Source organism: Streptomyces sp. NPDC001770 (assembly GCF_053596135.1).
Map to the genome: position 1 here is coordinate 19,142 of NZ_JBSFFN010000045.1, position 25,771 is coordinate 44,912.

18 protein-coding genes and 1 riboswitch are annotated in these 25,771 nt (G+C 72.4%); of the genes, 3 read left to right on the forward strand and 15 right to left on the reverse strand.

Going from position 1 to position 25,771, the window contains the following annotated elements:
• Positions 1–75 precede the first annotated feature (75 nt).
• From ACWCSV_RS30295 to ACWCSV_RS30320, 6 genes are all read right to left on the reverse strand, one after another.
• On the reverse strand, positions 76–1,635 hold the full coding sequence (locus tag ACWCSV_RS30295; protein WP_451147696.1) for an MFS transporter: 1,560 nt from the start codon (positions 1,633–1,635) through the stop codon (positions 76–78).
• A 246-nt stretch (positions 1,636–1,881) separates the two neighbouring features.
• Positions 1,882–2,832 (reverse strand): sugar ABC transporter substrate-binding protein, encoded by a 951-nt coding sequence (locus ACWCSV_RS30300; RefSeq protein WP_451147640.1) that lies wholly within the window; start codon positions 2,830–2,832, stop codon positions 1,882–1,884.
• A gap of 893 nt (positions 2,833–3,725) precedes the next feature.
• Positions 3,726–4,376, reverse strand: a complete 651-nt coding sequence (locus tag ACWCSV_RS30305; protein WP_451147642.1) for a thymidine kinase — start codon at positions 4,374–4,376, stop codon at positions 3,726–3,728.
• Between the two features lie 58 nt (positions 4,377–4,434).
• On the reverse strand, positions 4,435–5,622 hold the full coding sequence (locus ACWCSV_RS30310; protein WP_451147644.1) for an alkaline phosphatase family protein: 1,188 nt from the start codon (positions 5,620–5,622) through the stop codon (positions 4,435–4,437).
• Positions 5,622–6,236 carry a DUF5998 family protein gene (locus ACWCSV_RS30315; RefSeq protein WP_451147646.1) on the reverse strand — a complete coding sequence of 205 codons (615 nt, stop codon included), beginning with the start codon at positions 6,234–6,236 and terminating at the stop codon, positions 5,622–5,624. The genes ACWCSV_RS30310 and ACWCSV_RS30315 overlap by 1 nt, the downstream gene beginning before the upstream one ends.
• A 58-nt stretch (positions 6,237–6,294) precedes the next feature.
• Positions 6,295–9,258: a bifunctional acetate--CoA ligase family protein/GNAT family N-acetyltransferase gene (locus ACWCSV_RS30320; RefSeq protein ID WP_451147648.1), complete on the reverse strand. Its 2,964-nt coding sequence runs from the start codon at positions 9,256–9,258 to the stop codon at positions 6,295–6,297.
• Between the two features lie 515 nt (positions 9,259–9,773).
• Here ACWCSV_RS30320 and ACWCSV_RS30325 point away from each other — a divergent pair.
• Complete coding sequence (locus tag ACWCSV_RS30325; RefSeq protein WP_451147650.1) at positions 9,774–10,055, forward strand: HPr family phosphocarrier protein; 282 nt, start codon at positions 9,774–9,776, stop codon at positions 10,053–10,055.
• 166 nt (positions 10,056–10,221) lie between these two features.
• Here the strand turns inward: ACWCSV_RS30325 and ACWCSV_RS30330 are convergent, their stop codons facing one another.
• The 4 genes from ACWCSV_RS30330 to ACWCSV_RS30345 all read right to left on the reverse strand — a co-directional run bounded on the left by ACWCSV_RS30330 (position 10,222) and on the right by ACWCSV_RS30345 (position 15,146).
• On the reverse strand, positions 10,222–10,917 hold the full coding sequence (locus ACWCSV_RS30330; protein WP_451147652.1) for a GntR family transcriptional regulator: 696 nt from the start codon (positions 10,915–10,917) through the stop codon (positions 10,222–10,224).
• A 293-nt stretch (positions 10,918–11,210) separates the two neighbouring features.
• Entirely contained in the window at positions 11,211–11,975 is a 765-nt protein-coding gene (locus tag ACWCSV_RS30335) for a M23 family metallopeptidase (RefSeq protein WP_451147655.1), read from the reverse strand.
• A gap of 13 nt (positions 11,976–11,988) precedes the next feature.
• A riboswitch (cyclic di-AMP (ydaO/yuaA leader) is annotated at positions 11,989–12,156 on the reverse strand.
• A 213-nt stretch (positions 12,157–12,369) separates the two neighbouring features.
• Positions 12,370–13,752 carry a M16 family metallopeptidase gene (locus tag ACWCSV_RS30340; RefSeq protein ID WP_451147698.1) on the reverse strand — a complete coding sequence of 461 codons (1,383 nt, stop codon included), beginning with the start codon at positions 13,750–13,752 and terminating at the stop codon, positions 12,370–12,372.
• A 26-nt stretch (positions 13,753–13,778) separates the two neighbouring features.
• On the reverse strand, positions 13,779–15,146 hold the full coding sequence (locus tag ACWCSV_RS30345; RefSeq protein WP_451147666.1) for a M16 family metallopeptidase: 1,368 nt from the start codon (positions 15,144–15,146) through the stop codon (positions 13,779–13,781).
• Between the two features lie 394 nt (positions 15,147–15,540).
• On the opposite strand from ACWCSV_RS30345, the gene ACWCSV_RS30350 reads away from it, so the two are divergent.
• The gene (locus ACWCSV_RS30350; RefSeq protein WP_451147668.1) at positions 15,541–17,991 is read left to right on the forward strand and encodes a DNA gyrase/topoisomerase IV subunit A; all 2,451 of its coding nucleotides are present in this window, start codon (positions 15,541–15,543) and stop codon (positions 17,989–17,991) included.
• A gap of 160 nt (positions 17,992–18,151) precedes the next feature.
• On the opposite strand, the gene ACWCSV_RS30355 is transcribed toward ACWCSV_RS30350, so the two are convergent.
• Both ACWCSV_RS30355 and ACWCSV_RS30360 read right to left on the reverse strand, forming a co-directional pair.
• The gene (locus ACWCSV_RS30355) at positions 18,152–19,381 is read right to left on the reverse strand and encodes a CobW family GTP-binding protein (RefSeq protein ID WP_451147670.1); all 1,230 of its coding nucleotides are present in this window, start codon (positions 19,379–19,381) and stop codon (positions 18,152–18,154) included.
• 43 nt (positions 19,382–19,424) lie between these two features.
• Positions 19,425–20,642 (reverse strand): citrate/2-methylcitrate synthase, encoded by a 1,218-nt coding sequence (locus ACWCSV_RS30360; RefSeq protein WP_451147672.1) that lies wholly within the window; start codon positions 20,640–20,642, stop codon positions 19,425–19,427.
• 125 nt (positions 20,643–20,767) lie between these two features.
• Between ACWCSV_RS30360 and ACWCSV_RS30365 the strand changes: the two genes are divergently transcribed.
• Positions 20,768–22,297 (forward strand): citrate/2-methylcitrate synthase, encoded by a 1,530-nt coding sequence (locus ACWCSV_RS30365; protein WP_451147674.1) that lies wholly within the window; start codon positions 20,768–20,770, stop codon positions 22,295–22,297.
• A gap of 7 nt (positions 22,298–22,304) precedes the next feature.
• Here ACWCSV_RS30365 and ACWCSV_RS30370 read toward each other — a convergent pair whose 3' ends face one another.
• From ACWCSV_RS30370 to ACWCSV_RS30380, 3 genes are all read right to left on the reverse strand, one after another.
• Positions 22,305–23,324 (reverse strand): LacI family DNA-binding transcriptional regulator, encoded by a 1,020-nt coding sequence (locus tag ACWCSV_RS30370; RefSeq protein WP_451147676.1) that lies wholly within the window; start codon positions 23,322–23,324, stop codon positions 22,305–22,307.
• Between the two features lie 341 nt (positions 23,325–23,665).
• Positions 23,666–25,258: a solute symporter family protein gene (locus ACWCSV_RS30375; RefSeq protein WP_451147678.1), complete on the reverse strand. Its 1,593-nt coding sequence runs from the start codon at positions 25,256–25,258 to the stop codon at positions 23,666–23,668.
• Entirely contained in the window at positions 25,255–25,731 is a 477-nt protein-coding gene (locus tag ACWCSV_RS30380; protein WP_451147680.1) for a DUF485 domain-containing protein, read from the reverse strand. The genes ACWCSV_RS30375 and ACWCSV_RS30380 overlap by 4 nt, the downstream gene beginning before the upstream one ends.
• Between the last annotated feature and the right edge of the window lie 40 nt (positions 25,732–25,771).

The window sequence follows — 25,771 nt, forward strand, 5'->3', positions numbered from 1 at the left end:
CAGCATGCCTGCTCGTCCGGGACATGGCGGTGGGGGCGGGGCGCCGGTCGGGGGTGTGGGCGCCGCGCGGGTTCGTCAGGCGCTGGTGCGTGCCTCCCCCGCGGTGACCTCGGCGCTTCCGTGAGTGCTTCCGGCGGTGCTTGCATCGGCGAGCACCGGGGTCGCGGGCCGGCGGGGGCGCAGGGTGACCGCCGCGACGATCGCGCCGCAGAGCATGAGGACGGCCGAGACGACGAGGCAGAGGTGGAGGCCGTCCACGAAGGAGAGTGAGAGCGCGTGGAGGGCACGCCCCGTGTCGGCGCCCAGCGGCATTCCGGCGACGGCTTCGAGGCCGCCGCGGTCGACGGCCTCGGCGATACGGGTGCCGGTCGCCCCCGTCAGCCCCTGATCGGTGAGATGCGCGGGGAGGGCTCCCACGGCCTTGGTGGTCAGCAGCGCGCCCAGGATGGCGGGGCCGAGAGCGGCGCCGACCTGGCGGAAGGCGTTGTTGCCGGCCGCCGCCATGCCGGCCTGGTGCGGCGGTACGGCGCCCACGGCGGTGGCGGTGATGCAGGGGAAGGCTATGCCCAGGCCGATGCCGAGCAGCGCGAGCCGCCAGGCCAGAGAGGCGAAGGTGGTGTCGATGCCGATCGTGGTCAGCGTGCAGAGCGCCACGGTGGTGATCAGCAGGCCGCCGGTGATGAGAAGACGGGCCGAGAGCCGCTGGGTGAGCCGGCCGAAGACGGCGCCCAGCAGGATCGGCATGATCGTGACCATGAGGAGGCGCAGACCTGCTTCCAGGGTGCTGAGCTGCTGCACCATGCCGAAGTAGAGGCTGAGCACGAAGAAGAAGCCGATCAGCCCCAGGAAGCTGATCATGACCACCAGCGTGGAGCCGGTGAAGGCCGGACTGCGGAAGATCCCCAGGTCGAGCATCGGGCTGTCGCTGCGGCGCTCCGCCAGCACGAAGGCGGTCCCGCCGATCACCGCGAGCGCCAGGGCGACGACGACCTGCGGCTCGGTGAAGGAGGTGGCGCCGCCTTCGATGACCCCGTAGACGAGGGCCGTGATGGCCACGGCCGCGGTGATCTGGCCGGGCCAGTCGAGCTTGCGGGGGTACGGGGACCGGGACTCGTCGAGCAGGCGCGCACCGGCGGCCATGGCGGCGAGGGAGAGCGGGATGGGCAGGAGGAAGATCCACCGCCACTGGGCGTGGGCGGTGATCGTGCCGGCGATCAGCGGGCCGACGGCGAGCGCTCCCATGAGGCAGGTCGTCCACAGCCCGATGAACTTGCCGCGTTCACGGTGGTCCGGCACGACGTGGCTGATGAGCGCGAGGGTCATCGGCAGCAGTGCGGCGGCTCCGGCGCCGGAGAGGGCCTGCCCGACCCAGATCACGGCGATCGACTGGGCGCAGAGCGAGACCGCGGCACCGACGGCGCAGAGGGCGAGCCCGGCCTGGAAGACCTTCTTGCGCCCGTGCACGTCGCCGAAGACTCCGGCCGTCAGGATCAGGGCGGCCACCGGCAGGACGAAGGCGTCCGAGACCCACGAGAGGTCCGAGGTGGAGGCTCCGAGCGCGCCCTGGATGACGGGCAGGCTCACCGACACCGTCGTGACCGGGAAGTAGGCCACGAACACGCCTGTGCAGGCCATGATCAGGGTGGCCGCGCGCCGGTCGGGGGCGCGGCCGGCGGTTCGGGGTGTGCTGTTCACGAAAGCTCCTCTGCGGCGACCCGCCGCTGTCTGTCGATGCCAGACGGAACTATGCGGACGGAACCCGCCCCGGAGCCAGTCAGCGGGCCGGGGAGCCGGATTCCCGACGTTCGCGGGCCCGGAACCCCGAATTCTCGACATCCCGGGAGGGGCGCCGGCCTGTCGCCGGTGGACTCCCCCGGGCCGTCAGGAACAGTACGCGGGCGCCTCGTCCACGTTGTCCCGGGTGACGAGGCGGATCGGGGCGGAGGCCACCTTCTCGACCGCCTCGCCGGCCATCAGGCCGAGACTGTTCCGTACGGCCAGCTTTCCCAGGCCGGCGGCGGAGTTGGCCACCGTGGCGGAGAGCTGCCCGTCCTTCACCGCCGCGAGCCCCTCGTCGGTGCCGTTGACCGTGACGATCTTGACGTCGGCACCGGCGGCGTCGAAGACCTGGCGGGCGCTCAGAGCCATCTCCTCGTTCGCCACGAAGGCGTAGTCGAGTTCCGGATGGGCCTCGATCATGTCTCCGGCGGATTCACGGGCCTTGGCCGGGTCGAACAGCCCCGGGAGGTCCGAGACCAGCTTCGCGTTGGCGGGGAGAGCCTGCTCGAACCCGGCGACCATCAGGTCCGAGGCCGCACCGGGGGCTCCGGCGATCACCCCGACCTCGACGTTCCGCCCCGCCGCGTCCTTCTCCACCCACCCCGCGTCGAGCGCGCCGAGCCTGCCGAGGTCCACGACCACCGCGCCGAGCACCCCCGAAAGGTCGTCCGCGTTCACCGAGGTGAGGAAGATCGGAACCCCGGCGGCCCGTGCCTTGGCGACGTCCACGTCGAGGGTGTTCACGTCGACGGTCTGGACGATCAGCGCGTCCACGCCCCGCGCGATCAGATCCTCGATGTTGGAGAGCTCGGTGACCGGGCTCTGCCGCGAGTTGGCGACGACGAGGTGGACGTTCCGGGATCTCGCGGACTGCTCCATCGCCTTCTGCAGGCAGGTGTGGAAGACGGTGCCGGCTCCGTTGACGAAGCCGATCGTCGTCGAGCCGTCGTCCCCGCCCGTACCGGAGTCGGCCGAGGAACACCCAGCGACCAGGGCGGCCAGGGCGGCTGCCGCGGCGAGCCGTCCGGGGACACTGTGCGGCGGAGGAATCATGGTTCGGCCTTTTCTGGGTGGGCGGACGGCACGAGGGTGGGGTGTGGGCCGCGCGGCCGGTCCGGGGCCGGTGTACGGCCCGGGAGCGGCCGGGGACGCGCCCGGGGACGGCCGGGTACGACGGGGTGCGGCGGGGTGCGGCGGGACCACCTGCCGGACGTGCCGAAGGAGCCGGCGCGGTCGCTCGGCCGCCCCCGACGTCCGTCGGCGGCGCACAACGTAACGCGCGGAAGGCCCGGCCAACCCCCGCACGGCGCGCAAGGTGTGCTTGCGGGGCACGGGACGGAGGGCGGGCACGGCGGGGGCGGGCGCGCCGAAGGGGCGGGAATCGGCGCGGAAGCGCGGAAGCGCCAGGCACGGAGGCGGGACGGCACGGAGACGGACAGCACGGAGACGGTACGCGGGAGCCGGGGCGGCGGGCGTGGGTCTACGGCCGTGGGTCTGTGGCCGTGGGTCTGTGGTGCCGGGGATGGCATGGGCGCTCCCGGGCGGCGCCGGACCGGCCCAGGGCCGCCGCGGGGCCCGGCCCGGCGGTCGTACGGGGTGGAGCAGGTCAGCTACGCGGCTTCTGGAGGGAGTCGTAGGAGTAATCGTCCCCCATCAGGACCGGGGTGACGTGCGCGGGCAGCCCGTCGGTGTTCCTGGCGGAGCGCCGGAGCGCCCCGGGGCTCGCCCCGGACCTCGGGCACGGTGGCGAGCACCTTGTCGGGCGTCATGCCCAGCAGGATCGGCGCGACTCCGCGCGGCGGGTCGCGTACCGGGTCCATGGCCCGTCCCCAGTCCTTCGGCGCCTGCGCCTCGTTGTTCCAGCCCGTCGTTCCAGGGCTCGACGCGTCGTCAGCCCCCTGAAGCGTGGCCCGGAACTCCTCGCTGTGCCGCGGGCTGCCGTGGGGTCAGGCCGGGTTGACCGGGAGGACGTCCGGCGAAAGCGCGCCCGCGTGGGCGGCGGCGGAGGTCGTGCGGCGCAGGTGGTGACGGCGGCACAGCACCTCGTAACCGACCTCCTTGGCCGGGCGGTTGACGTCACCGACCACGACCTGTTCGCCCTCGACGACCATCTCGCCCTCCACCGTGCGGGCGTTGTGCGTGGCGCGGGCACCGCACCAGCAGAGCGCCTCGACCTGGAGCTGTTCGAGGCGGTCGGCCAGCTCGATCAGGCGCTGCGAACCGGGGAAGAGCTTCGTGCGGAAGTCCGTGGTGATCCCGAAGGCGAAGACGTCCATCCCCAGGTCGTCCACGATCCGGGCCAGCTGGTCGATCTGTCGCGGGGCCAGGAACTGGGCCTCGTCCACGATGACGTAGTCCGCCTTGCCGCCCTGGGACAGCCGGTTCACGACGTACGCGTAGAGGTCCAGGCCGTCGGCGGCCTCGACGGCCTCCGTCACCAGCCCCAGCCGCGAGGAGAGCTTCCCCTCCCCCGCCCGGTCGTCACGGGTGAAGATCACGCCCTGGAGACCGCGCGCGGACCGGTTGTGCCCGATCTGGAGGGCCAGCGTGCTCTTTCCGCAGTCCATCGTTCCGGAGAAGAACACAAGCTCGGGCATGAGAGGTCGAACGCCTTTCGAAATGGGGGGAAGGGGACGCGCCGGTGGAGCGGCAGCGTCAGGTGCGGACTTCGAGGAGGGGGACGAGCTGCTCCACCGGGGTCAGCGAACCGTGCATCCCGACCATCAGGGACTCGTGCGGCTCGTTGGACGAGGCGGTGATCACCACGTCGTCGTGAGCGGCGGCGACCACGTCGCCGATGCGGCCGTACACGCGCTCGTCGACCTCGGGGCCGAACCACCCGGCGGCAATCGCCTCGTCCCGGCTGGCCACCCAGAACTGCTCGCCGAGCACCTCCTGCCAGACCGTCAGGACGTCGGCCTGGGCTCCGGGCACGGCGTAGACGTGGCGGGCGCGGCCTTCTCCGCCCAGCAGGGCGACGCCCGCGCGCAGCTCCCAGTCCTCGTCGAAGTCGATGCGGGACTGCTCGTCGAACGGGATGTCGATCATGCCGTGGTCGGCGGTGATGTACAGCGCCGAGCGGGGCGGCAGCTGCTCGGCGAGGCGTCGGGCGAGTCCGTCCACGTACATCAACTGCCCGCGCCAGGCGTCGGAGTCGGTGCCGAAGCGGTGTCCCGCGCCGTCGACCTCGCTGTAGTACGTGTAGACCAGCGAGCGGTCCCCGGCGGCGAGCCGCTGCGCCGCGACGTCCATGCGCTCCTCCCCGGCGAGCCGGCCCAGGAACGAGCCACCGCTGAGCGCGACCTTGGTCAGCGGGGTCTGCTCGAAGTCGGGCGCCGAGACCTGGGCCGTTCGCACCCCCGCCGCGTCGGCGAGGCTGAAGACGGTGGGGTACGGCTGCCAGACCTTCGGCGAGGTCCAGGGCTTCCAGCGGAGCTGGTTCATCAGCCCGCCGGTGGCCGGATCGCGCACGGTGTACCCGGGCAGTCCGTGCTTCCCGGGCGGCAGGCCCGTACCGACCGAGGCGAGGGAGGTCGCCGTCGTGGCGGGGAAGCCCGCGGTGAGGGGACGCCCGGTGCCGCCGCGCGAGGTGGACAGCAGGGAGTGCAGGAACGGGGCTTCGTCCGGGTGCGCCCTGATCTGCTCCCAGCCGAGTCCGTCGATCAGGAAGACGCAGTTGCGGTCGGCCGGGGTGAGCTCCGGGATCGACGCGGTGAAGCCGGGCACCTCCTGCCCGGCGACGAGGGTCGGCAGCAGATCCGCGAGGGAGCCGGTGCCGTACTCGGGTACGGGAGCCGAGTCGAGCGGGAGGAGTACGGGGTCCTGCCAGGCGGGCTGGGCCATCAGCGGTTGGCCGCCGGGTTGGCCGCCGTCGCCGCGGTGGCCGCCGTGGCTTCACTGAGAGCCTGGGCGAAGGCGAGCGTCTGCCGGACGGTGTCCGGGCCGTCGCCGGCCTCGCTGACCCGCAGGCTGAGGTCGTCGGCGGTGGAGCTGCCGGTGTAGCCGTGGTCGGCGTCGCAGTCGGGGTCGCCGCAGGCGGCCGGCTCCAGGTCGATCCGGGAGACCGCGCCCCAGCCGATGGTCAGGACGACCTCGCGGGGCAGCGAACCGGGGACGTACTTCTCGGGGTCCGCCACGACACGGCTCACCACGACGGACGAGATCCGGCCGAGGTGCACGGACTCCGTGGAGGTCGTCGCGTACGGCGTCGGGGACTCCGTCTCGGAGGTCTGCTCGTCGGTGTGGCTGACGATGAAGCGGGTGTCCGTCAGGACCAGGACCGTGGCATGGCGCCGGACCTCGTTGGAGTCGAAGGTCGTCTCCTGGTGCACGAGGTACGAGGCGACCGGCTCCCCGCCGACGGCGGCCTCCACCGCCTCGGCCACGAGGGCCGGGTAGTAGCCGCTGCGCTCGATCGCCGCGCGCAGCCCCTGGGTCGTCGTACCGGTCTTTGCCATGACCCCCATCTTACGGGCCCCGGTGACCGCCGGGGACGCTACGGGCAGGGGCGGCCGGTCAGTAGTTCGGGAGCCGGCGCGGGCCGAGGTCGGTCCGCGTGGGAGGCGGGGCGAGCCGCACGCTCGCGCCGAGGACGGTCAGCCCGTGCGTGGCGACCACGACCGGCTCCAGGGTGACCGAGACCACCTCGGGATGGTCGTCGACCAGGCGGGAGACCCGCAGCAGCAGCTCTTCGAGCGCCCGGGTGTCGACGGGCGAGGAGCCGCGCCAGCCGAAGAGCACGGGCGCCGCGCGGATGGAGCGGATCAGCTCGGCGGCGTCCCGGTCGGTGGCCGGAACCAGCCGGTGGGCGATGTCCCCGAGGAGTTCGGAGGGGGTGCCCGCGAGGCCGAAGGAGAGTACTGCTCCGGCGGCGGCGTCGATCGCGGCCCGCACCACGGTGTCGACACCCCGGGGTGCCATGGACTGCACGACGGGCTGGAGTTCGGCGGGCTTGCCGAGGAGTTCGGTGAGTTCGCCGTAGGCCCGGCGCAGCGCGTCCTCCCCGGCGAGGTCCAGGCGGACGCCGCCCAGGTCGGCGCGGTGGCGCAGATGGGGTGCGGTGGTCTTGAGGGCGACCGGCCAGCCGAGCAGGGCGGCGGCGGCCACGGCGGCGTCCGCGTCGGGGGCGGGGAGCGTCGCCCGTACGCCGATGCCGTAGCCGCCCAGCAGCTCACGGGCCTCGTCGTGGCCGAGCGGCCGGCCGCGCGGGTCGGGGGCCGGGCCCAGCAGCGCGTCGATGAACGCGGCGGTGCCGGGCTCGTCGATGGTGTCGTCGAGGAACTCGGGCACCCTGCCCGGCGCGGCGGCCTGGCGGCGCCACTGGGCGTACTTGACCGACTCGCTCAGCGCGCGGACGGCCCGTTCGGCGGCCGGGTAGGCGGGGATGCGGCCGGTGGGGGCGGGCGTGTGGGTCCCGGGTTCCGCGGGTGATCCGGCAGCGGTGGGCGGCGGTACGGGGGCGGGCGTGCCGTCGGGGGTGGGCGGGCGCGTCGCCCTCGTACCGGATGCCGTACGGGAGGACGGGGAGCCCGCCGGGTCCGTGTCCGGGTCCGGGCGTCCGGGGGTCCCGTCGCCCCCGGGCGCCGCCGCGGGCGGGCGCGTGCCCGCGGCGGCCGCCAGGGCCTCGGCGAGACCGCCGATCTCCAGGTGCACGACGGCCACCGGCTTGGCCGGTCCGTCGGTCCGGGCCGCCACGGCCTCGTGCAGGGCCGCCGCCAGCACCTCGCCGTCGCCGCTCTGCAGCTCCCCCTCGCCCCCGACCAGCGGGATCGCGGTCACGATCACCGCATCGCACGCCGGGTCGGCGAGCGCCTCTGCCAGTGCGGCACGGAAGTCCGCGGGGCCTGCCGCCGTGGTCAGGTCGCGGGGCGGCCGGGGCCGCAGTCCCTCCGTGAGGCAGGCGTCGTACGTGAGCAGCCCGAGCGACTCCGAGTTGCCGAGGATCGCCACGCGGGGGCCCGCGGGCAGCGGCTGGTCGGCGAGGAGGAGCGTCGCGTCGATCATCTCGGTCACCGTGTCCACCAGGATCACACCCGCCTGCCGCATCAAGGCGGAGACGGTGGCGTCGGGGATGCGGCTGACGGGTACGGCGTGGCCGGGCGGGGTGGCGCCGCTGTGCCGGGCGCCCTTGACCACCACGACCGGTTTGACGGCGGCGGTGCGGCGGGCGAGCCGGGTGAACTTGCGCGGGTTGCCGAGCGACTCCAGGTAGAGCAGGGCGACATCCGTATCGGGGTCGTCGAACCAGTACTGGAGGAAGTCGTTGCCGGAGATGTCGGCACGGTTCCCGGCCGAGATGAAGGTGGAGAGCGCGGCGCCGCGCCGGTGGAGACCGGAGAGGAGCGCGATACCGATGGCGCCGGACTGGGTGAAGAGGCCGATGCGGCCGGGCGCGGGCGATTCGGGGGCGAGTGAGGCGTTCAACCGGACGGCGCCGGAGGTGTTGATGATGCCGAAGGCGTTCGGTCCGATGATCCGCATGCCGTAGGAGCGCGCCTGGCGCAGCAGCGCGCGCTGGCGCTCGCGGCCCTCGGCTCCCCGCTCGGCGTAGTCGGCGGAGAGGACGACCAGGCCCCGCACCCCGTGCTCCCCGCAGTCCGCGACGGCTTCGGGGACCCGTTCGGCCGGGACGGCGATGACGGCGAGGTCGACCGGTTCGCCGATGGAGCCCACCGAGCGGTGCGCGGGGACCCCGTCGACGCAGCCCTGATCGGGGGCGAAGGCCTGGTTGACGGCGTACAGGCTCCCGGTGAAGCCGGAGTGCTGGAGGTTGCGGAGCACGGTCCGACCCACTCCGCCGGGGGCCCGGCCGGTGCCGACCACGGCCACCGAGGCGGGGGCCAGGAGCCGCTGGACGGAGCGGGCTTCGGCGCGCTGTTCGCGGGCGCGCTGCACGGCGAGCGACTCGGCCGTGGGTTCGATGTCGAGCGTGAGGTGGACCGAGCCGTCCTCGAAGCTCCGCTGCTGGGTGTAGCCCGCGTCCCGGAAGACCTTGATCATCTTCGTGTTGGCGGGCAGCACCTCGGCGGCGAACCGGCGGATGCCCCGCTCCCGGGCGACCGCGGCGATGTGTTCGAGCAGCACGGAGGCGACACCGCGGCCCTGGTGGGCGTCCTGGACGAGGAAGGCGACCTCGGCCTCGTCGGCGGGCGCGGAGGCGGGCCGGCCCCGGTCGTCGATCCGGTCGTAGCGGACGGTGGCGATGAACTCCCCTCCCACCGTGGCGGCCAGCCCCACCCGGTCGACGTAGTCGTGGTGGGTGAAGCGGTGGACGTCCCGGTCGGAGAGCCGGGGGTAGGGGGCGAAGAAGCGGTAGTACTTCGACTCGTCGGAGACCTGCTCGAAGAAGCTGACCAGCCGTCCGGCGTCGTCCGGGGTGATGGGCCCGATCCGGGCGGTGCCGCCGTCCCGCAGCACCACGTCCGCCTCCCAGTGGTCGGGGTACGCGTGATGCGGACTCTGCTCCGGCGTGGGCTGCATGGGCAAAGCCTACGGCGGCTCCGCGCTCCGGGAGAGGTCCGCGCTGGCCGCCCCGCGCGCTCGGGGCATACGGACGGGTGGCCGGCCACCGGTACCGCCGCCGGACCACTATCCGCACGACCGCCCCCCGCGGTCGTCCGTACGACTGCTGCCCCTGCGGCCGTCCGTCGGGTTGGGGGCCGGTTACCCGTCCGGCCACGGTCCGGCCGACCCTGCGGACACCGTCAGGCCGCCGCACGGACACCGTCCGGCCGTCCGTGCGGTCACCGTCCGGCCGTCCGCACGGTCACCGTTCACCCCGGCCGCCGGACCGCCGTCCGGGGTGAACGTCCGGGCCGTACGGGCAACGTCGCGGCCTGGCACGGGTCGCGGCGGATTCGGTGCCGGGGCAGGCTGGGAAGCCCACCGGGCGCCTCCGCCGCCGGGAGGGTACGCAGGTCCGCACCCCCATGCCACAATGGTCTAGACAAATCAATTACCGGTCAGGACATCGCAGATTCACGAAGGGCAGAACCATGGTTGAGCGCCGCGTCAACGTCGGATGGGCCGAAGGCCTGCACGCCCGCCCCGCTTCCATCTTCGTCCGCGCCGCCACGGCCTCCGGGGTCCCGGTGACGATCGCCAAGGCCGACGGCAGCCCGGTCAACGCCGCGTCGATGCTCGCGGTTCTCGGACTGGGCGCGGAAGGCGGCGAGGAGATCGTGCTCGCCTCCGAGGCGGAGGGCGCGGACGTCGCTCTGGACCGGCTGGCCAAGCTGGTCGCCGAGGGGCTCGACGAGCTTCCGGAAACGGTCTGATCCCCCTTCCGCCGGACTCCGCGACGGAATTCCCCGCTCGACCGGGCCGCACCGTTCCTCACGGACGGGGCGGCTCAGTCATTTCTCGGGCAGCCGCGAGGACGGAATTCCGACAGCACGATAAAGCACATGCAATTCGCTCTGCTCTTTGTATACGGCGCCATTGTTAATGGCGGACACCCGAGGTGTTTACGGGATGTTGCAAAGTGCTCACCCTGGACTGTTTCACCGCTCGGAGCGGGCGGCGCGGCCGGTGTGCGGCCAGCGAACGCTCCGCGTGCTGCACGGCCAGCCCCCTGGCGCGCTCCGCGTCGCCCCGGGCCACCGCGTCCACGAGGGCGCCGTGCTCGGCCCACGACTCGACGGGGCGGACCGGCTGCTCGACGGCGTACATCCAGGCGATCTTGTGCCGGAGCTGAGTCAGCAACGCGATGAGCCCGGGGCTGCCGGAGGCCTGGGCGAGCGTCTCGTGGAACCAGCCGCCGAGGGAGCGCAGATCCTCCCCCTCACCCCGGCGGGCCCTCTCCTGTCCCAGTTTGACCAGTCCGCGCAGGACCTTGAGGTGCGCCTCGGTGCGGCGCTGCGCGGCCCGGGCCGCGCCCAGCGGCTCCAGCAGGAGCTTCACCTCCAGGAGGTCGGCCGCCTCTTGCTCCGTCGGCTCGGCGACGCAGGCACCGGCGTGTCTGCGGGTGACCACGAACCCCTCCGACTCCAGGGTCCGCAGCGCTTCGCGCACGGGCACGCGGGAGACGCCGTAACGCCGCGCCAGGAGCTCCTCGGTCAGGCGACTGCCGCGTTCGTAGACGCCCGAGACGATGTCGTCACGGATTGCCGTGCATACCGAGTGCGCGGGAATGCGCATGTCCGAACCTCCGCCTTAATCCCCGCGAAACGCGGCCGATCGAAGCCTGCACCGTGACTCTATTGCAATCTGAGTGAATTTCCGATGGCGTACCGGAATTCGCACATATCTTTTGCCTGCGGAGCGGGTGGCCGGAGAGGTTTCGGGTGATATGCCGAAGCCCCGGCGAGGGCCGGGGCTTCGGGACGATCCGGGGCTGCCCCACGGCTGCCCCACGGCCGCACCGCGAAGCCGAACAGCAAGGCGGCGGGGTCGGACCGCGAGGTCACGGGGTCGGACGGTGAGGCCGCAGGTCAGACGGTGAGGCCGCGGGCCCGCAGATACGCCACGGGATCCATGTCGGTGCCGTACTCCGGGCCGGTGCGCGCCTCGAAGTGCAGGTGCGGGCCGGTCGCGTTGCCGGTGGCACCGGAGAGGCCGATGCGCTCGCCGGAGGAGACGCGCTGGCCGACGAAGACACCGAGGGAGGAGAGGTGGCCGTACTGGGTGTACGTGCCGTCCGTCATCCGCAGCACGATGTTGTTGCCGTACGCGCCGCCCCAGCCGGCCTCGACGACCGTACCCGCGCCCACGGCGAGGACGGGGGTGCCGGTGGCGGCGTGGAAGTCGACGCCCGAGTGGCTGCCGGAGGACCAGAGCGAACCGCCCGACTGGTAGCCGGTGCTGATGTATGAGCCCGCGATGGGCAGGTGGAAGGAGTTCAGGCGGGCGCGCTCGGCGGCGCGGGCGGCGCGCGCCTTCTCCTCGCGGGCCTCCCTGGCCCGTGCGGCGGCTTCGGCCTTCGCCTTCGCTTCGGCCTTCGCCCTGGCCTCCGCCCCGCGCTGCTGGGCCGCCGCCTGGTCGGCTATCCGGTCCGCGATGGAGTCCCCGAGCGACACCGCCTCGATGAGGCCGGTCCTGCCGGGCGACGGAACGGTGGAGTCGGCGGCGAGGGCCGGCGAGGCGATCGAGCCGACGACGCCGGTGGCGGCGAGGGCCGCGACGCCGGCGAACCTGGCGGTGGAGCGCGTCGGACGGCCCGGGGCACGATGCGTCCCGGTGGCACGGGTGAACGCCATGGAGGAGCGGGTCCTTTCCTTCCTTCTCGCCTACCGGGTTAGCTGACGGGTTCGGAGCAGGAAGGTCTCCTACGGGCGTTCGCGCCTCTCACGAGACGCGGGTGCCCGATTCACCCCAGGGACTTCACGGGTCCCCGGCTCCCCAGGCTCGCGCCTGACGGGGACTCGGCGATGACTGCCCGGCACCGCGAGTGCGGTACACAGTCGGCGGACAGCCGGATCGACGCTAGGCCGCAGCGCTTTCGATCACCAAACGGACAGGAAGTTTTGTAGCGTATCCCACAGGGCAGACAGCCACTCTTCCTTCCAAAGAGGACAAACGCCGCGACCCCGGTGGGATCTCTCCCACCGGGGTCGCGGCCGGGGCGTACCCGGTCGTGTGGTTGACGGCCGGTCAGCCGCTGACGACCGTCACCTCGCCGATGCCCAGCGCACGGACCGGATCGGCGATCTGCGCCGCGTCGCCCACCAGAATCGTCACCAGCCGGTCCACCGGGAAGGCGTTGACCACCGCGGCGGTCGCCTCGACCGTGCCGGTCTCGGCGAGCCGCGCGTACAGGTGGGCCTGGAAGTCGTCGGGCAGCTGCTGCTCGACCTGGTCGGCGAGGGTCGCCGCTACGGAGGCGGCCGTCTCGAACTTGAGCGGGGCCACCCCCACGAGGTTCTGCACGGCGGTCTCGCGCTCGGCGTCGGTCAGCCCGTCCGCCGCGAGGGTCCGCAGGACCTTCCAGAGGTCGTCGAGCGCGGGGCCCGTGGACTCGGTGTCCACCGAGCCGCTGATGGCCAGCATCGCCGCACCGGCGGGGCCGGAGTCCGGACCGCCGGCCGTGGAGCGGAGCACCTGGGCGAAGGCGCGCACGCCGTAGGTGTAGCCCTTCTCCTCGCGCAGCACCCGGTCGAGCCGCGAGGTGAGCGTGCCGCCGAGGCAGTACGTCCCGAGGACCTGGGCGGGCCAGACGCTGTCGTGCCGGTCCGCGCCGATACGGCCGATGAGCAGCTGCGTCTGCACAGCTCCCGGACGGTTCACGATGACCACGCGGCCGGTGTCGTCCGCGGTGATCGGCGCCACCGGGCGGGGGCTGCCGGCGTTGCCCGACCAGTCGCCGAGGGTGTCGGCGAGCAGGGCGTCGAGGTCGATGCCGGTGAGGTCGCCGACGACGACCGCGACCGCGGTGGCGGGGCGGACGTGCGCGTCGTAGAAGGCGCGCACGGCGGCCGCGTCGATCCGCCGCACGGTGTCCTCGGTGCCCAGACGCGGGCGCGACATCCGGGCGGTGGCCGGGAACAGCTCCTTGGAGAGCTGCTTGGCGGCACGGCGCGCGGGGTTGGCCTGCTCGTGCGGGATCTCGTCGAGGCGGTTGCCCACCAGACGTTCGATCTCGCTGTCCGCGAAGGCGGGGGCCCGCAGCGCCTCGGCGACCAGCCCGAGCGCCTTCGCCAGGCGGGAGGCGGGCACCTCCAGGGAGACCCGGACACCCGGGTGGTCGGCGTGCGCGTCGAGCGTGGCACCGCAGCGCTCCAGCTCGGCGGCGAACTCCTCGGCGCTGTGCTTGTCCGTCCCCTCGGAGAGGGCGCGCGCCATGATGGTGGCGACGCCGTCCAGGCCCTCGGGTTCGGCATCGAGCGGTGCTTCGAGGTGGATCTCGACCGCGACGACCTGCTGGCCGGGGCGGTGGCTGCGGAGCACGGTCAGCCCGTTGGGCAGGGTGCCGCGCTCGGGGGCCGGGAAGGCCCAGGGTCGGGCGTCGCCCGGGGCGGGCTGAGGGTGGAAGTCCATGGCTACTCCAGTCACGGCGGCGTCGCTCACTTGGCGGCCTCCTCGTGGGCGTCGGCGTCCGCGCCGTCCTCGGCACCCGTCTCGTCGGCCGGTTCGACCGGCTCGTAGACCAGAACGGCGCGGTTGTCGGGACGCAGCGTGGCCGCGGCGACCTCCCGCACCTCGTCGGCGGTGATGTCGAGGACGCGCCCCACGGCCGTCAGCGCGAGCTGCGGGTCACCGAACAGCACGGCGAAGCGGCAGAGTTCGTCGGCACGGCCGGCGACCGTACCGAGACGATCCAGCCACTCGCGCTCCAACTGGGCCTGCGCGCGCTCCATCTCCTCCGGCGTGGGGCCCTCGGCGGCGAACCGCGCCAGCTCCTCGTCGACCGCGGTCTCGATGCTCTCGACCTCCACGCCGCCGGACGTCTTGACGTCCAGCCAGCCCAGCGAGGGCGCTCCGGCCAGCCGCAGCAGCCCGAACCCGGCGGCCACCGCCGTACGGTCGCGGCGCACCAGGCGGTTGTGCAGCCGGGAGGACTCGCCGCCGCCGAGGACGGTCAGGGCCAGGTCGGCGGCGTCCGCCTCGCGGGTGCCGTCGTGCGGCAGCCGGTAGGCGGCCATCAGCGCGCGGGCCGGGACCTCCTCGTGCACCACTTCGCGCAGCTGCCCGCCGATGGTGCCGGGAAGGGTGCCGTCGCGCGGGGGCTTCTTCCCGTCGTGGGACGGGATGGAGCCGAAGTACTTCTCGATCCAGGCGAGGGTCTGCTCGGGGTCGATGTCACCGACGACGGAGAGGACCGCGTTGTTGGGCGCGTAGTACGTACGGAAGAACGTCCGCGCGTCCTCCAGCGTCGCCGCGTCCAGGTCGGCCATGGAGCCGATCGGCGTGTGGTGGTACGGGTGGCCCTCCGGGTAGGCGAGCGCGGTGAGCCGCTCGAACGCGGTGCCGTAGGGGACGTTGTCGTACCGCTGGCGGCGCTCGTTCTTGACGACGTCCCGCTGGTTCTCCATCGACTCTTCGTCGAGCGCGGCCAGCAGCGAGCCCATCCGGTCGGCCTCGAGCCAGAGCGCGAGCTCCAGCTGGTGGGTCGGCATGGTCTCGAAGTAGTTGGTGCGCTCGAAGCTGGTCGTGCCGTTGAGCGAGCCGCCGGCGCCCTGGACGAGCTCGAAGTGGCCGTTCCCCTTGACCTGCTTCGACCCCTGGAACATCAGGTGCTCGAAGAGGTGGGCGAGCCCGGTCCGCCCCTCCACCTCGTGGCGGGAGCCGACGTCGTACCAGAGGCAGACCGCGGCGACCGGGGTCAGATGGTCCTCGGAGAGCACCACGCGCAGGCCATTGGCCAGACGGTGCTCGGTCGCTGTCAGGCCGCCGGAGCCGGCCTGTGCGGTGGCCGTGTGACCCATGGGCATGTACGTCCCTTCGATCGCGGTACTGGACTTTCTGCCAGACCTGCCACTGTAAGCAAGCGCACGGGTACCTGGCGAAGTTCCCGTTCCTTCGATGTTGTGCTCGTTGGTTTGTTCTTGACGACTGATGTTGACGCGTGGTGCCGGCGCCCGCGTACGGGGGGTCGGTCCGAAGCGCCTGCTCCGGGCTCCGGCACGGCCTCCTGTGCGGCCTCCGTGACGGCCCTTCCGACGGCCCTTCCGAAGGCCTGGGAACCCGTGGGAACGGGCGCCCCGGCGGGTCCCGGCGGGGCGCTTGGGACGGGTCGAGGTCGGCGCTGTCGGCGGGGCGGTCCACAATGGTCCGCGTCAGAACCTCAGGTTGCCCGACAGAATCTGTGAAGGAGTCGCAGCCGCGATGGCCCGCCGCAGCACGAAAACCCCGCCGCCGGACGACTTCGAGGAGAAGATCCTCGACATCGACGTCGTCGACGAAATGCAGGGCTCCTTCCTCGAGTACGCGTACTCGGTGATCTACTCCCGGGCCCTGCCCGACGCGCGCGACGGCATGAAGCCCGTGCACCGCCGCATCGTGTCCCAGATGAACGAGATGGGGCTGCGCCCCGACCGCGGGTACGTCAAGTGCGCCCGCGTGGTCGGCGAAGTCATGGGCAAGCTCCACCCGCACGGCGACGCGTCGATCTACGACGCCCTGGTACGCATGGCTCAGCCGTTCTCCATGCGGCTCCCGCTGGTGGACGGACACGGCAACTTCGGCTCCCTCGGCAACGACGACCCGCCGGCCGCCATGCGGTACACAGAATGCCGGATGGCCGACGCCACGTCCCTCATGACGGAGTCGATCGACGAGGACACCGTCGATTTCCAGTCGAACTACGACGGCCAGGAGCAGGAGCCCGTCGTCCTTCCGGCCGCCTACCCGAACCTGCTGGTCAACGGCGCGTCCGGGATCGCGGTCGGCATGGCGACCAACATGCCTCCGCACAACCTCGGTGAGGTCGTCGCCGCCGCGCGCCACCTCATCCGGTACCCGAACGCCGACCTCGAAGCGCTGATGCGGTTCGTCCCCGGTCCCGACCTGCCGACCGGTGGCCGGATCGTGGGCCTGAGCGGCATCAAGGACGCCTACGCCGCCGGGCGCGGCACGTTCAAGATCCGGGCGACGGTCGCCGTGGAGAGCGTCACCCCGCGCCGCAAGGGCCTGGTCGTCACCGAACTGCCCTTCACGGTCGGTCCGGAGAAGGTCATCTCCAAGATCAAGGACCTGGTCTCGTCGAAGAAGCTCCAGGGCATCGCCGACGTCAAGGACCTCACGGACCGCTCGCACGGACTGCGCCTGGTCATCGAGATCAAGAACGGCTTCGTACCGGAGGCCGTGCTCGAGCAGCTCTACAAGCTGACGCCGATGGAGGAGTCCTTCGGCATCAACAACGTCGCGCTCGTCGACGGACAGCCGCTCACCCTGGGGCTCAAGGAGCTCCTGGAGGTCTACCTCGACCACCGCTTCGAGGTCGTGCGCCGGCGCAGCGAGTTCCGGCGCACCAAGCGGCGTGACCGGCTGCACCTGGTGGACGGGCTGCTCGTCGCCCTCGTCGACATCGACGAGGTCATCCGGATCATCCGGGACAGCGACAACTCCTCGGCCGCGAAGGAGCGGCTCATGGAGCGCTTCTCGCTGAGCGAGATCCAGACGCAGTACATCCTGGACACCCCGCTGCGCAGGCTCACCCGGTTCGACCGGATCGAGCTGGAGAGCGAGCGCGACCGGCTCAACTCCGAGATCGAGGCGCTGACCACGATCCTGGAGTCCGACACCGAGCTGCGCAAGCTCGTCTCGTCCGAACTCGCCTCGGTGGCCAAGAAGTTCGGCACCGACCGGCGCACCGTGCTACTGGAGTCGGCGGGTTCGCAGGTCTCCGCCGTACCGCTGCAGGTCGCGGACGCCCCGTGCCGGGTGCTGCTCTCCTCGACCGGTCTGCTCGCCCGGACGGCCAACGCCGACCCGGTCGCCGAGGACGAGGACGCCAAGCGCGCGAAGCACGACGTGATCGTGTCGGCCGTACCGGCGACGGCGCGCGGCGAGGTGGGGGCGGTGACCTCCACCGGACGGCTGCTGCGCGTCGCGGTGATCGATCTGCCCCAGCTCCCGGACACCCACGCGGCGCCCAACCTCTCGGGCGGGGCCCCGGTTCCGGAGTTCCTCACGCTGGAGGATGGCGAGGACCTGATCTGCCTGACCACGCTCGACGAGACGTCGCAGGGGCTGGCGATCGGCACCCTGCAGGGCGTGGTGAAACGCGTCGTGCCGGACTATCCGGCCAACAAGGACGAGCTGGAGGTCATCTCCCTGAAGGAGGGCGACCGGATCGTCGGAGCCGTGGAGCTGCGTACGGGCGAGGAGGACCTGGTCTTCATCTCGTCCGACGCGCAGTTGCTGCGCTACCCGGCGGCTCAGGTGCGCCCGCAGGGGCGCCCGGCCGGGGGCATGGCCGGGATCAAGCTCACGGACGGTGCCGAGGTGCTGTCCTTCTCCGCGGTCGAACCGGCCGCGGACGCCGCGGTGTTCACGGTGGCCGGCTCGCACGGCACGCTGGACGACTCGGTGCTCACGTCGAAGCTGACGCCGTTCGACCAGTACCCGCGCAAGGGCCGGGCCACCGGTGGGGTGCGGTGCCAGCGCTTCCTCAAGGGTGAGGACGTGCTGGTCTTCGCCTGGGCCGGTCCCACGCCCGCCCGGGCCGCGCAGCAGAACGGCACCCCTGCCCGGCTGCCGGAACCCGACCCGCGCCGCGACGGCTCGGGCATCCCGCTGACCGACCCGGTCGCCGCGATCGCGGGGCCGGTGTAGGTGCGGGTGTAGCGACGGCGCGAGCTACATCGCCCGGAGGCGGTGCAGCGAGAGCGCGAGCGGTATCGCCTGGAGGACGGGTGCGGCGCGGCGGGCCCCTGCCCCCGTCCTCCCGGCGTACGTGGGCCGGGCCGGCGCGCCCGGCCCACCGCGTGAGTCGCTACACCGGGTCCGGCCCGGCGTCCGGCCCGTCGTCCGGCCCGACCCTTTCGGCGGGCCGGTCGTCGGCCACGTAACGCAGCACGCCCCACATGGCGCGTTCCAGCTCGTCCGCGTCGGTGGGCCCGGTCTCCGGTGCACGGTCGAACGGGCCCGGGTCGCCCGGGGAGGGTACCCGGCACTCCTCCAGTTCCCGCAGGAGTCCCTCCGCGTCGAACCCCGATCCGATCAGTACGAGCTGGGTGAGCCGCGGTTCGCCGCGGCCCCACGGACGCGGTACGAACCTGAGGAACCGGCCCACCGCGTGCAGCAGGTAGGTGTTGCGGGGGTCGGCCGCGCCGAAGTCCACGAAGCCCTTGATCCGGTACAGCCCCTCCGGCCGTGAGTCGAGGACCCGCATGAAGCGGCGGGGGTCCAGGGGCGTGCCGGTGGAGAGCTCGACGCTCTGGTACGCGGCGTGGGGATGGGCCCCGCCGTGGTTCCCCGCCCCGCCGTGGTCCGCCTCCCCGGACGGCCGGTCCTCCGCCGTCCGGTCCTCCGCCGTCCGGTCCTCCGCCAGCAGGTCCTCGAAGGTGAGCTGGCGGGCTGTCCGGTCCGTGTCGGGGCGGAGCGCGGGGTCGAAGAGCAGTGCCGGATCGATCCGTCCGTGCTCGGTGGAGACGACGGCGGCGCGGTCGGTCAGCGCGGCGACCGCGGCGCGCAGCCGGTCGTGTTCGGCTCCGTCGATCCGGTCGGTCTTGTTGAGCACGACCAGATCGGCGACGGCGAGGTGCCGGTCAGTCTCCGGGTGCCGCTCCCGGGTGCGGTCGAACTCGGCCGCGTCGACGACCCCGACCAGCCCGCCGTAGACGATCCGGGGGTTCTCGCTCGCCAGCAGCATCCGTACGAGTTCCTGCGGCTCGGCGAGTCCGCTGGCCTCGATCACGATCAGATCGAGGCGGACGGCGGGCCGGGTCAGGGTCTCCAGATAGGAGTCCAGTTCGCTCGCGTCCACCGCGCAGCACAGGCAGCCGTTGCCGAGCGAGACCGTCGAGCCGACCTGCCCGGCGACCGTCATGGCGTCGATCTCGATGGCCCCGAAGTCGTTCACGATCACGCCGATCCGGTTGCCGGCGCGGTTGTGCAGCAGGTGGTTGAGGAGCGTGGTCTTGCCCGAGCCGAGGAAGCCTGCGAGCACGATGACCGGGATCTGCGGGACGCGGGCATCCCGGGGCGTGGCCGAAGCGGGCAAGACGGACCATCCTCACGGAACAGCGGAGCGGAGCAGCCGTCGGTCAGGGGGCCGGGACCGGCTGCGGCGGAGGCGTCCCGACATAGCGGGCCGCCGGGCGGATGATCTTCGAGTCCGCCGCCTGCTCCAGGATATTGGCACTCCAGCCGACCACCCGCGCCGCACAGAAGGTGGGCGTGAACATCGTCCGCGGCAGCCCGCAGAGCTCCATCACGACCCCGGCGTAGAACTCCACGTTGGTGTGCAGCTCACGGCCCGGCTTGAGCTCGGCGAGGATGGCCTCCACCTGGCGCTCCACCTCGACGGCGAAGTCGACGAGCGGGCCGCCGAAGTCCTGGGCGATCCCCCGCAGCATGCGCGAACGCGGGTCCTCGGTGCGGTAGACGGGGTGGCCGAAGCCCATGATCCGGCCGCCGGAGAGGACCTGTTCGCGGATCCAGCCGTCGATGCGGTCCGGAGTTCCTATCGCGTCCAGGGTGTCCAGGGCTCGGCTGGGCGCGCCGCCGTGCAGCGGGCCGGAGAGCGCGCCGACCGCCGCCACCAGGCAAGCGGTCATGTCGGCCCCGGTGGAGGCGACGACCCTGGCGGTGAAGGTCGACGCGTTGAACCCGTGGTCGACGGTGGAGATGAGGTAGCGCTCGACGGCCCGTGCGCGGACGGGGTCGGGTACCTCGCCGGTGAGCATGTAGAGGTAGTTGGCCGCGTGCGGCAGGTCGTCGCGCGGTTCGACCGGGTCGAGCCCTTCACCGAGCCGGTGCAGCGCGGTCAGCAGGGTGGGCACGGCCGCGCAGACGGCGAGCGCGTCCTCACGGCGGCGGCCGGGCTCGATGTCGTACAGCGGGCGGTATCCGGCTGAGGCCCCGAGCAGCGAGAGCGCGGTACGCAGCCCGGCCAGCGGCCCCGACACCGCTCCGGCGCGGGCGATGGCGGGCAGCGCCGCGCGGACCTCCTCCGGGAGGTGGCGCAGTTCCGCGAGGCGCGCGGCGAACGCGGCACGGGCCGGGGCGTCCGGCAGCTCACCGTGGAACATCAGGTACCAGACGTCCTCGAAGCTCCGGGTCTCCGCCAGCTCGATCGCCGAGTACTGGCGGTAGTGGTAGAAGCCCTCGGTCCCCCGGACGTCGCCCAGAGCCGTGTCGGTGACGACGACCCCCGCGAGACCGCGCGGGACGCCGGACGGGGCGGGGCTGTGGGTCCGGGTCGCGCTGCTGGGCTCGGTGGGGCTGTGGGTCTCGGGGCTGTGAGTTGTTTCGGTCGGCATCGCCGAGCTCCTCTTCGGATGTTCCTGTTCAGATCTTCCTGACTATTGATTCGACTATCCATGCTTGACTTTGAGGGCGTCAATATTGATTGGATCAATATAGGACGACTGGATACGGTGAGTGCATGACGGATCAAGAAGCAGGCGGCTTCGACCCGGCGGGCGCGGAACGGCGCGACACGGACAGGCCCGGCGCGTCACGGCCCGGCGCGGACCAGCCCGGCGCGGAACGGCTCAGCACCCGCGAGACGGCCGCGCTGCTCGGCGTGAAGCCAGAGACTGTGTACGCCTACGTCAGTCGCGGCCAGCTCAGCAGCGTGCGCGCGCCCGGGGGGCGAGGCAGCACCTTCGACGCCGACGAGGTCAGGGCCCTGGCCCGGCGTACGGGCAGACGCGAGGCCGTGCCGGTGGGCGGGGCCGATCTGGTGTTCCGCACCGGCATCACCCTCATCGACCAGGACCGGTACTTCTACCGGGGCGTCGACGCAGGTGCACTCGCCCTGAACCACAGCTACGAGGAAGTCGTCGAATGGCTGTGGACGGGCGACCTCAGACCGGGTGTCCGCTTCTCCGCTCCGGCACAGGCCCTGACGGCAGCGCGGCAGGCCGTCGCCGCCCTCCCCGCGCACAGCGGGGCGACGGACCGGCTGCGGGTCGCCGTCATCGCGGCGTCGGCGGCCGACCCGCTGCGGTTCGACCTCTCCCCCGCCTCGGTCCTGGGCGCCGCCCGAGGCCTGATCCCGACTTTGGTGGAGGCGCTGCGCCCGGCCGGTACGGGGTCGGGCGCGATGGCGGACGGTACGGCCCCGGCCGCTGCGGGGTCGGGTGTCGCGGGTCCCGGCGGCACGGGTCCCGGCGGCACGGAACCCGGCGGCACGGATCTCGGTGCCGCGGGTCCCGGCGGCACGGAGCTCGGTACCGCGGACGCCGCCGGTGACGACGGCCCCGGCATCGCAGCCCGGTTGTGGCCCGCGCTCACCGCGCATCCCGCCGATGCCGCGTCACTCGCCGTTCTGGACACCGCGCTTGCGCTGCTGATCGACCACGACCTCGCGGCATCCACCCTCGCCGTCCGCGTGGCGGCCTCTGCGCACGCGCATCCGTACGCCGTCGTCTCGGCGGGGCTCGGGGTGCTGGAGGGACCGCTGCACGGCGCGGCCAGCGGGCTCGCCCACCGTATGCTCCGCGAGGTCGTGGAGCGGGGCGGTGCCGCACCGGTCGTCGCCGAACACCTACGGGCCGGACGGCGCGTCCCCGGCCTTGGACACCGTCTCTACAGCGGCGAGGACCCCCGGGCGCGGGTCCTGTTCACCCTCCTGGAGGACATGCCCGAGGCCGCGCCGGTGCTCACCGCGGCTCGCGACGTGGTGTCCACCGCCGCCCGGTACGTACCGCTGCACGCCAACATCGATCTCGCGCTGGCCGTGCTCTCGGTCTCCACGGGCATGTCCGCAGAGGCGGGCGAGACCGTTTTCGCGGTGGCGCGGACGGCAGGCTGGATCGCGCACGCCCTGGAGGAGTACACGGAGCGCCCGCTGCGCCTGCGGCCGCGCGGCCAGTACACCGGACCGCCCCCGCCGCAGGCGCTGCCCGCCCCGACCTCTTACTCGCCCGCCCTCTCACCCCGGACGGACGGCCCAGGGGACGCAAAATAGCGACAGCTCAGCGTGAATTCTCGCGCGGTGGCGGGGCGGTCGAGCCGCGCACCACCAGTTCCGGCTCGAAGAGCAGCTCGTCCGAGGGCACCGCTTTGCCCCCGATCTGCACGGACAGCAGCTCGACCGCCGCCCGGCCCATGGCCTCGATGGGCTGACGAACCGTCGTCAAGGGAGGTTCGGTGCAGTTCATGAAGGCGGAGTCGTCGTAGCCGACCACGGAGATGTCGTGCGGCACGGAGAGCCCCCGGCGGCGGACCGCACGGACCGCGCCGAGCGCGAGCGGGTCGCTGCCGCAGATGATGCCGGTGACCTCGCGGTCGAGCAGCCTCGATGCCGCCGCCTGGCCGCCCTCCAGCGAGAACATGGCCCGCGCGACATGTTCGTCCGGGATCGTCGCCCCGTACTCACGCGCCAACTGCCGTGCGGCGTCGAGCTTGCGCTGGGAGGGGACGTGGTCGCTGGGGCCGAGCACCAGGCCGATCCGCTCGTGCCCGAGCGAGGCGAGGTGGCGCCACGCCTGCTCGACCGCGACGGAGTCGTCGCAGGAGACACCGGGGAAGCCCAGCTCGGCAATGGCCGCGTTGATCAGGACGACGGGGATGCGCCGGTCGGCGAGCACTTTGTAGTGATCGTGTGCGGCGTCGGCCTGGTGGTAGAGGCCGCCGGCGAACACCACGCCCGACACCTGCTGCTGGAGCAGCAGGTCCACGTAGTCCGCCTCGGAGACCCCGCCCTTGGTCTGCGTACAGAGCACGGGCGTGAGTCCCTGCTGGGCGAGCGCGCCGCCGACCACTTCGGCGAAGGCCGGGAAGATGGGGTTCTGGAGCTCGGGAAGGACGAGCCCGACCAGCCTGGCCCGCTCGCCCCGCAGCTGGGTCGGGCGCTCGTATCCGAGCACGTCCAGCGCGGAGAGCACCGCCTGCCGGGTAGCGTCCGAGACACCTGGCTTACCGTTCAGGACCCGGCTGACCGTGGCCTCGCTGACCCCAACCTTCTGTGCCACCTGAGCAAGTCGTCGCGTCATGAGCGCAAGATTAGCGCAAGGCGCGCAAACCGATTGCGTGCCTGCGAAATCCTGCCGCACTCCTCGGCTCGACTCCCCTGCCCGGCTCGGCTCGCACTGCCCAGCTCGGCTCGCGCTGCCCAGCTCGGCTCGCACTGCCCAGCTCGGCTCGCACTGCCCAGCTCGGCTCGCACTGCCCGACTCGACTCCCCTGCCCGGCTCGCGCTGCCTTGCTCGGCTCGGCTCAGAACAACCCGCCCCGTTCCCGCCAACCTGCTCCGGTCACCTCGCTCGGCTCAGACCGACCCCCGCCCGGCCCGGATCCCACCGCCCCGGATCAGGTCACGCCGCGCCGACCCCGGTCATACGGCCCCGGCCCCGGTCAGTGACCTGACCTCGGTCTCGGCGTGCTTGTCCTGGTCGGGCGACTCGTCGGAGGTCACCGTGCCGATCCACCCCGCGAGGAATCCCAGCGGAATGGAGACGAGACCCGGATTCTCCAGCGGGAAGAGCTGGAAGTCGACCCCGGGGAAGAGTGAGTTGGGCCCGCCGGAGACGACCGGCGAGAGCAGTACGAGAACCAGCGCCGGAACCAGCCCGCCGTACACGGCCCAGACGGCACCACGGGTGGTGAAGTTCTTCCAGAAGAGCGAGTACAGCAGCGCCGGAAGGTTGGCCGACGCGGCCACCGCGAAGGCCAGTCCGACGAGGAAAGCCACGTTGAGGTCCTGGGCGAGCAGGCCCAGCCCGATGGCGACCGCCCCGATCCCCACGGCGGCCACCCGGGCGACCGCGACCTCGCCGAGAGGTTGGCCGCCCGGGCGGCGGAGCGAGGCGTAGAGGTCGTGGGCCACGGAGGCCGAGGAGGCGAGGGTGATCCCCGCGACCACGGCCAGAATCGTGGCGAAGGCGATGGCCGCGACCACGGCGAAGAGGATCGTTCCGCCGGTGGAGCCCTCTCCGCCGCCCAGCGCCAGCGCGAGCAGGGGAACCGCGGTGTTCCCGGCCTCGCTGGAGGACCGGACCGCCGCCGACCCGACGAGCGCGGCGGCGCCGAAGCCCAGCACGATGGTCATCAGGTAGAAGCTGCCGATCAGACCGATCGCCCAGACGACGGACCGGCGGGCCGCGCGGGCTGTCGGGACGGTGTAGAAGCGCGACAGGATGTGCGGCAGGCCGGCCGTACCGAGCACCAGCGCCACCCCGAGGCTGATGAAGTCGAAGCGAGCCGTCCAGCCTCCGCCGTACTTGAGGCCCGGCGCCAGGAACTCCGCCCCTTGGCCGCTGTGTTCGGCTGCGGAGTTGAGCAAAGCGTTGACGTTCCCGTGGAATCGCACCAGCACGGCCACGGTGAGAGCGATCGTGCCGGCCATGAGGAGCACCGCCTTGACGATCTGGATCCAGGTGGTGGCCCGCATGCCGCCGAGGGAGACATAGACGACCATGAGGGCGCCGACCCCGACCACGGTCCAGGAGCGGGTGGTGCCGCTGGTGCCGCCGAGAAGCAGGGCGACCAGGCTGCCCGCGCCGACCATCTGGGCGACGAGGTACAACACGGAGACGGTCACCGAAGAGGCGCCGACCGCCGTGCGTACGGGGCGCTCCGCCAAGCGCGCGGCGACCACGTCGGCGAGGGTGAACCGGCCGCAGTTGCGAACGAGTTCGGCCACCAGGAACAGAACGACCAGCCAGGCGACGAAGAAGCCGACCGAGTACAGCATCCCGTCGTAGCCGAAGAGCGCGATCAGCCCGGAGATCCCGAGGAACGAAGCGGCCGACATGTAGTCGCCGGCGATGGCGAAACCGTTCTCCATGGGAGAGAACAACCGGCCCCCGGCGTAGAACTCCTCGGCGGAGCCCTTGCGGCTGCGGCCGACCCAGGTGGTGATGCCGAGGGTGACGGCGATGAACGCGCTGAACAGCACCAGCGCGAGTGTCTGGTGGCCCCCGCTCATCGCTCGGCCCCTCTCGTCAGCTCCTGTGTCTCCCAGCGCAGTTCGAGCGCCGCCCGGTCCCGGCGGAGCCGCGCGTGCCGCGCGTACGCCCAGGTCAGCAGGAAGGTGGTGAGGAACTGGCCGAGCCCCGCGACCATGGCGACATTCACCGCACCCGCCACCGGACGGGCCATCAGCCCGGGCGCTCCGGTGGCCGCGACCACGTAGGCGAGGTACCAGAGGAGGAACACGCAGGTCGCCGGTGCGACGAACCTCCGGTACCTGCGGCGCACTTCGCGGAAAGCCTCGCTCCGCTGAACCTCGCGGTAGATGTCGGCAGCGCTGTGGCCGCTCTGTGGAGCCTCGGGCACGGGCCGCGCGTCGCTCGTCGCGGTCCCCGTACCGTCCTGCTCGCCCCATCCGGGGGTCAGTGCGTCATACCACGGGTCGTCGAGCCGCGGCGCCGCGACCTCCCGCCCTGCTTCCTTCTCCACCGAGCAACTCCCTTGTCCGCGAACCTTTTCGGCCGCTCGG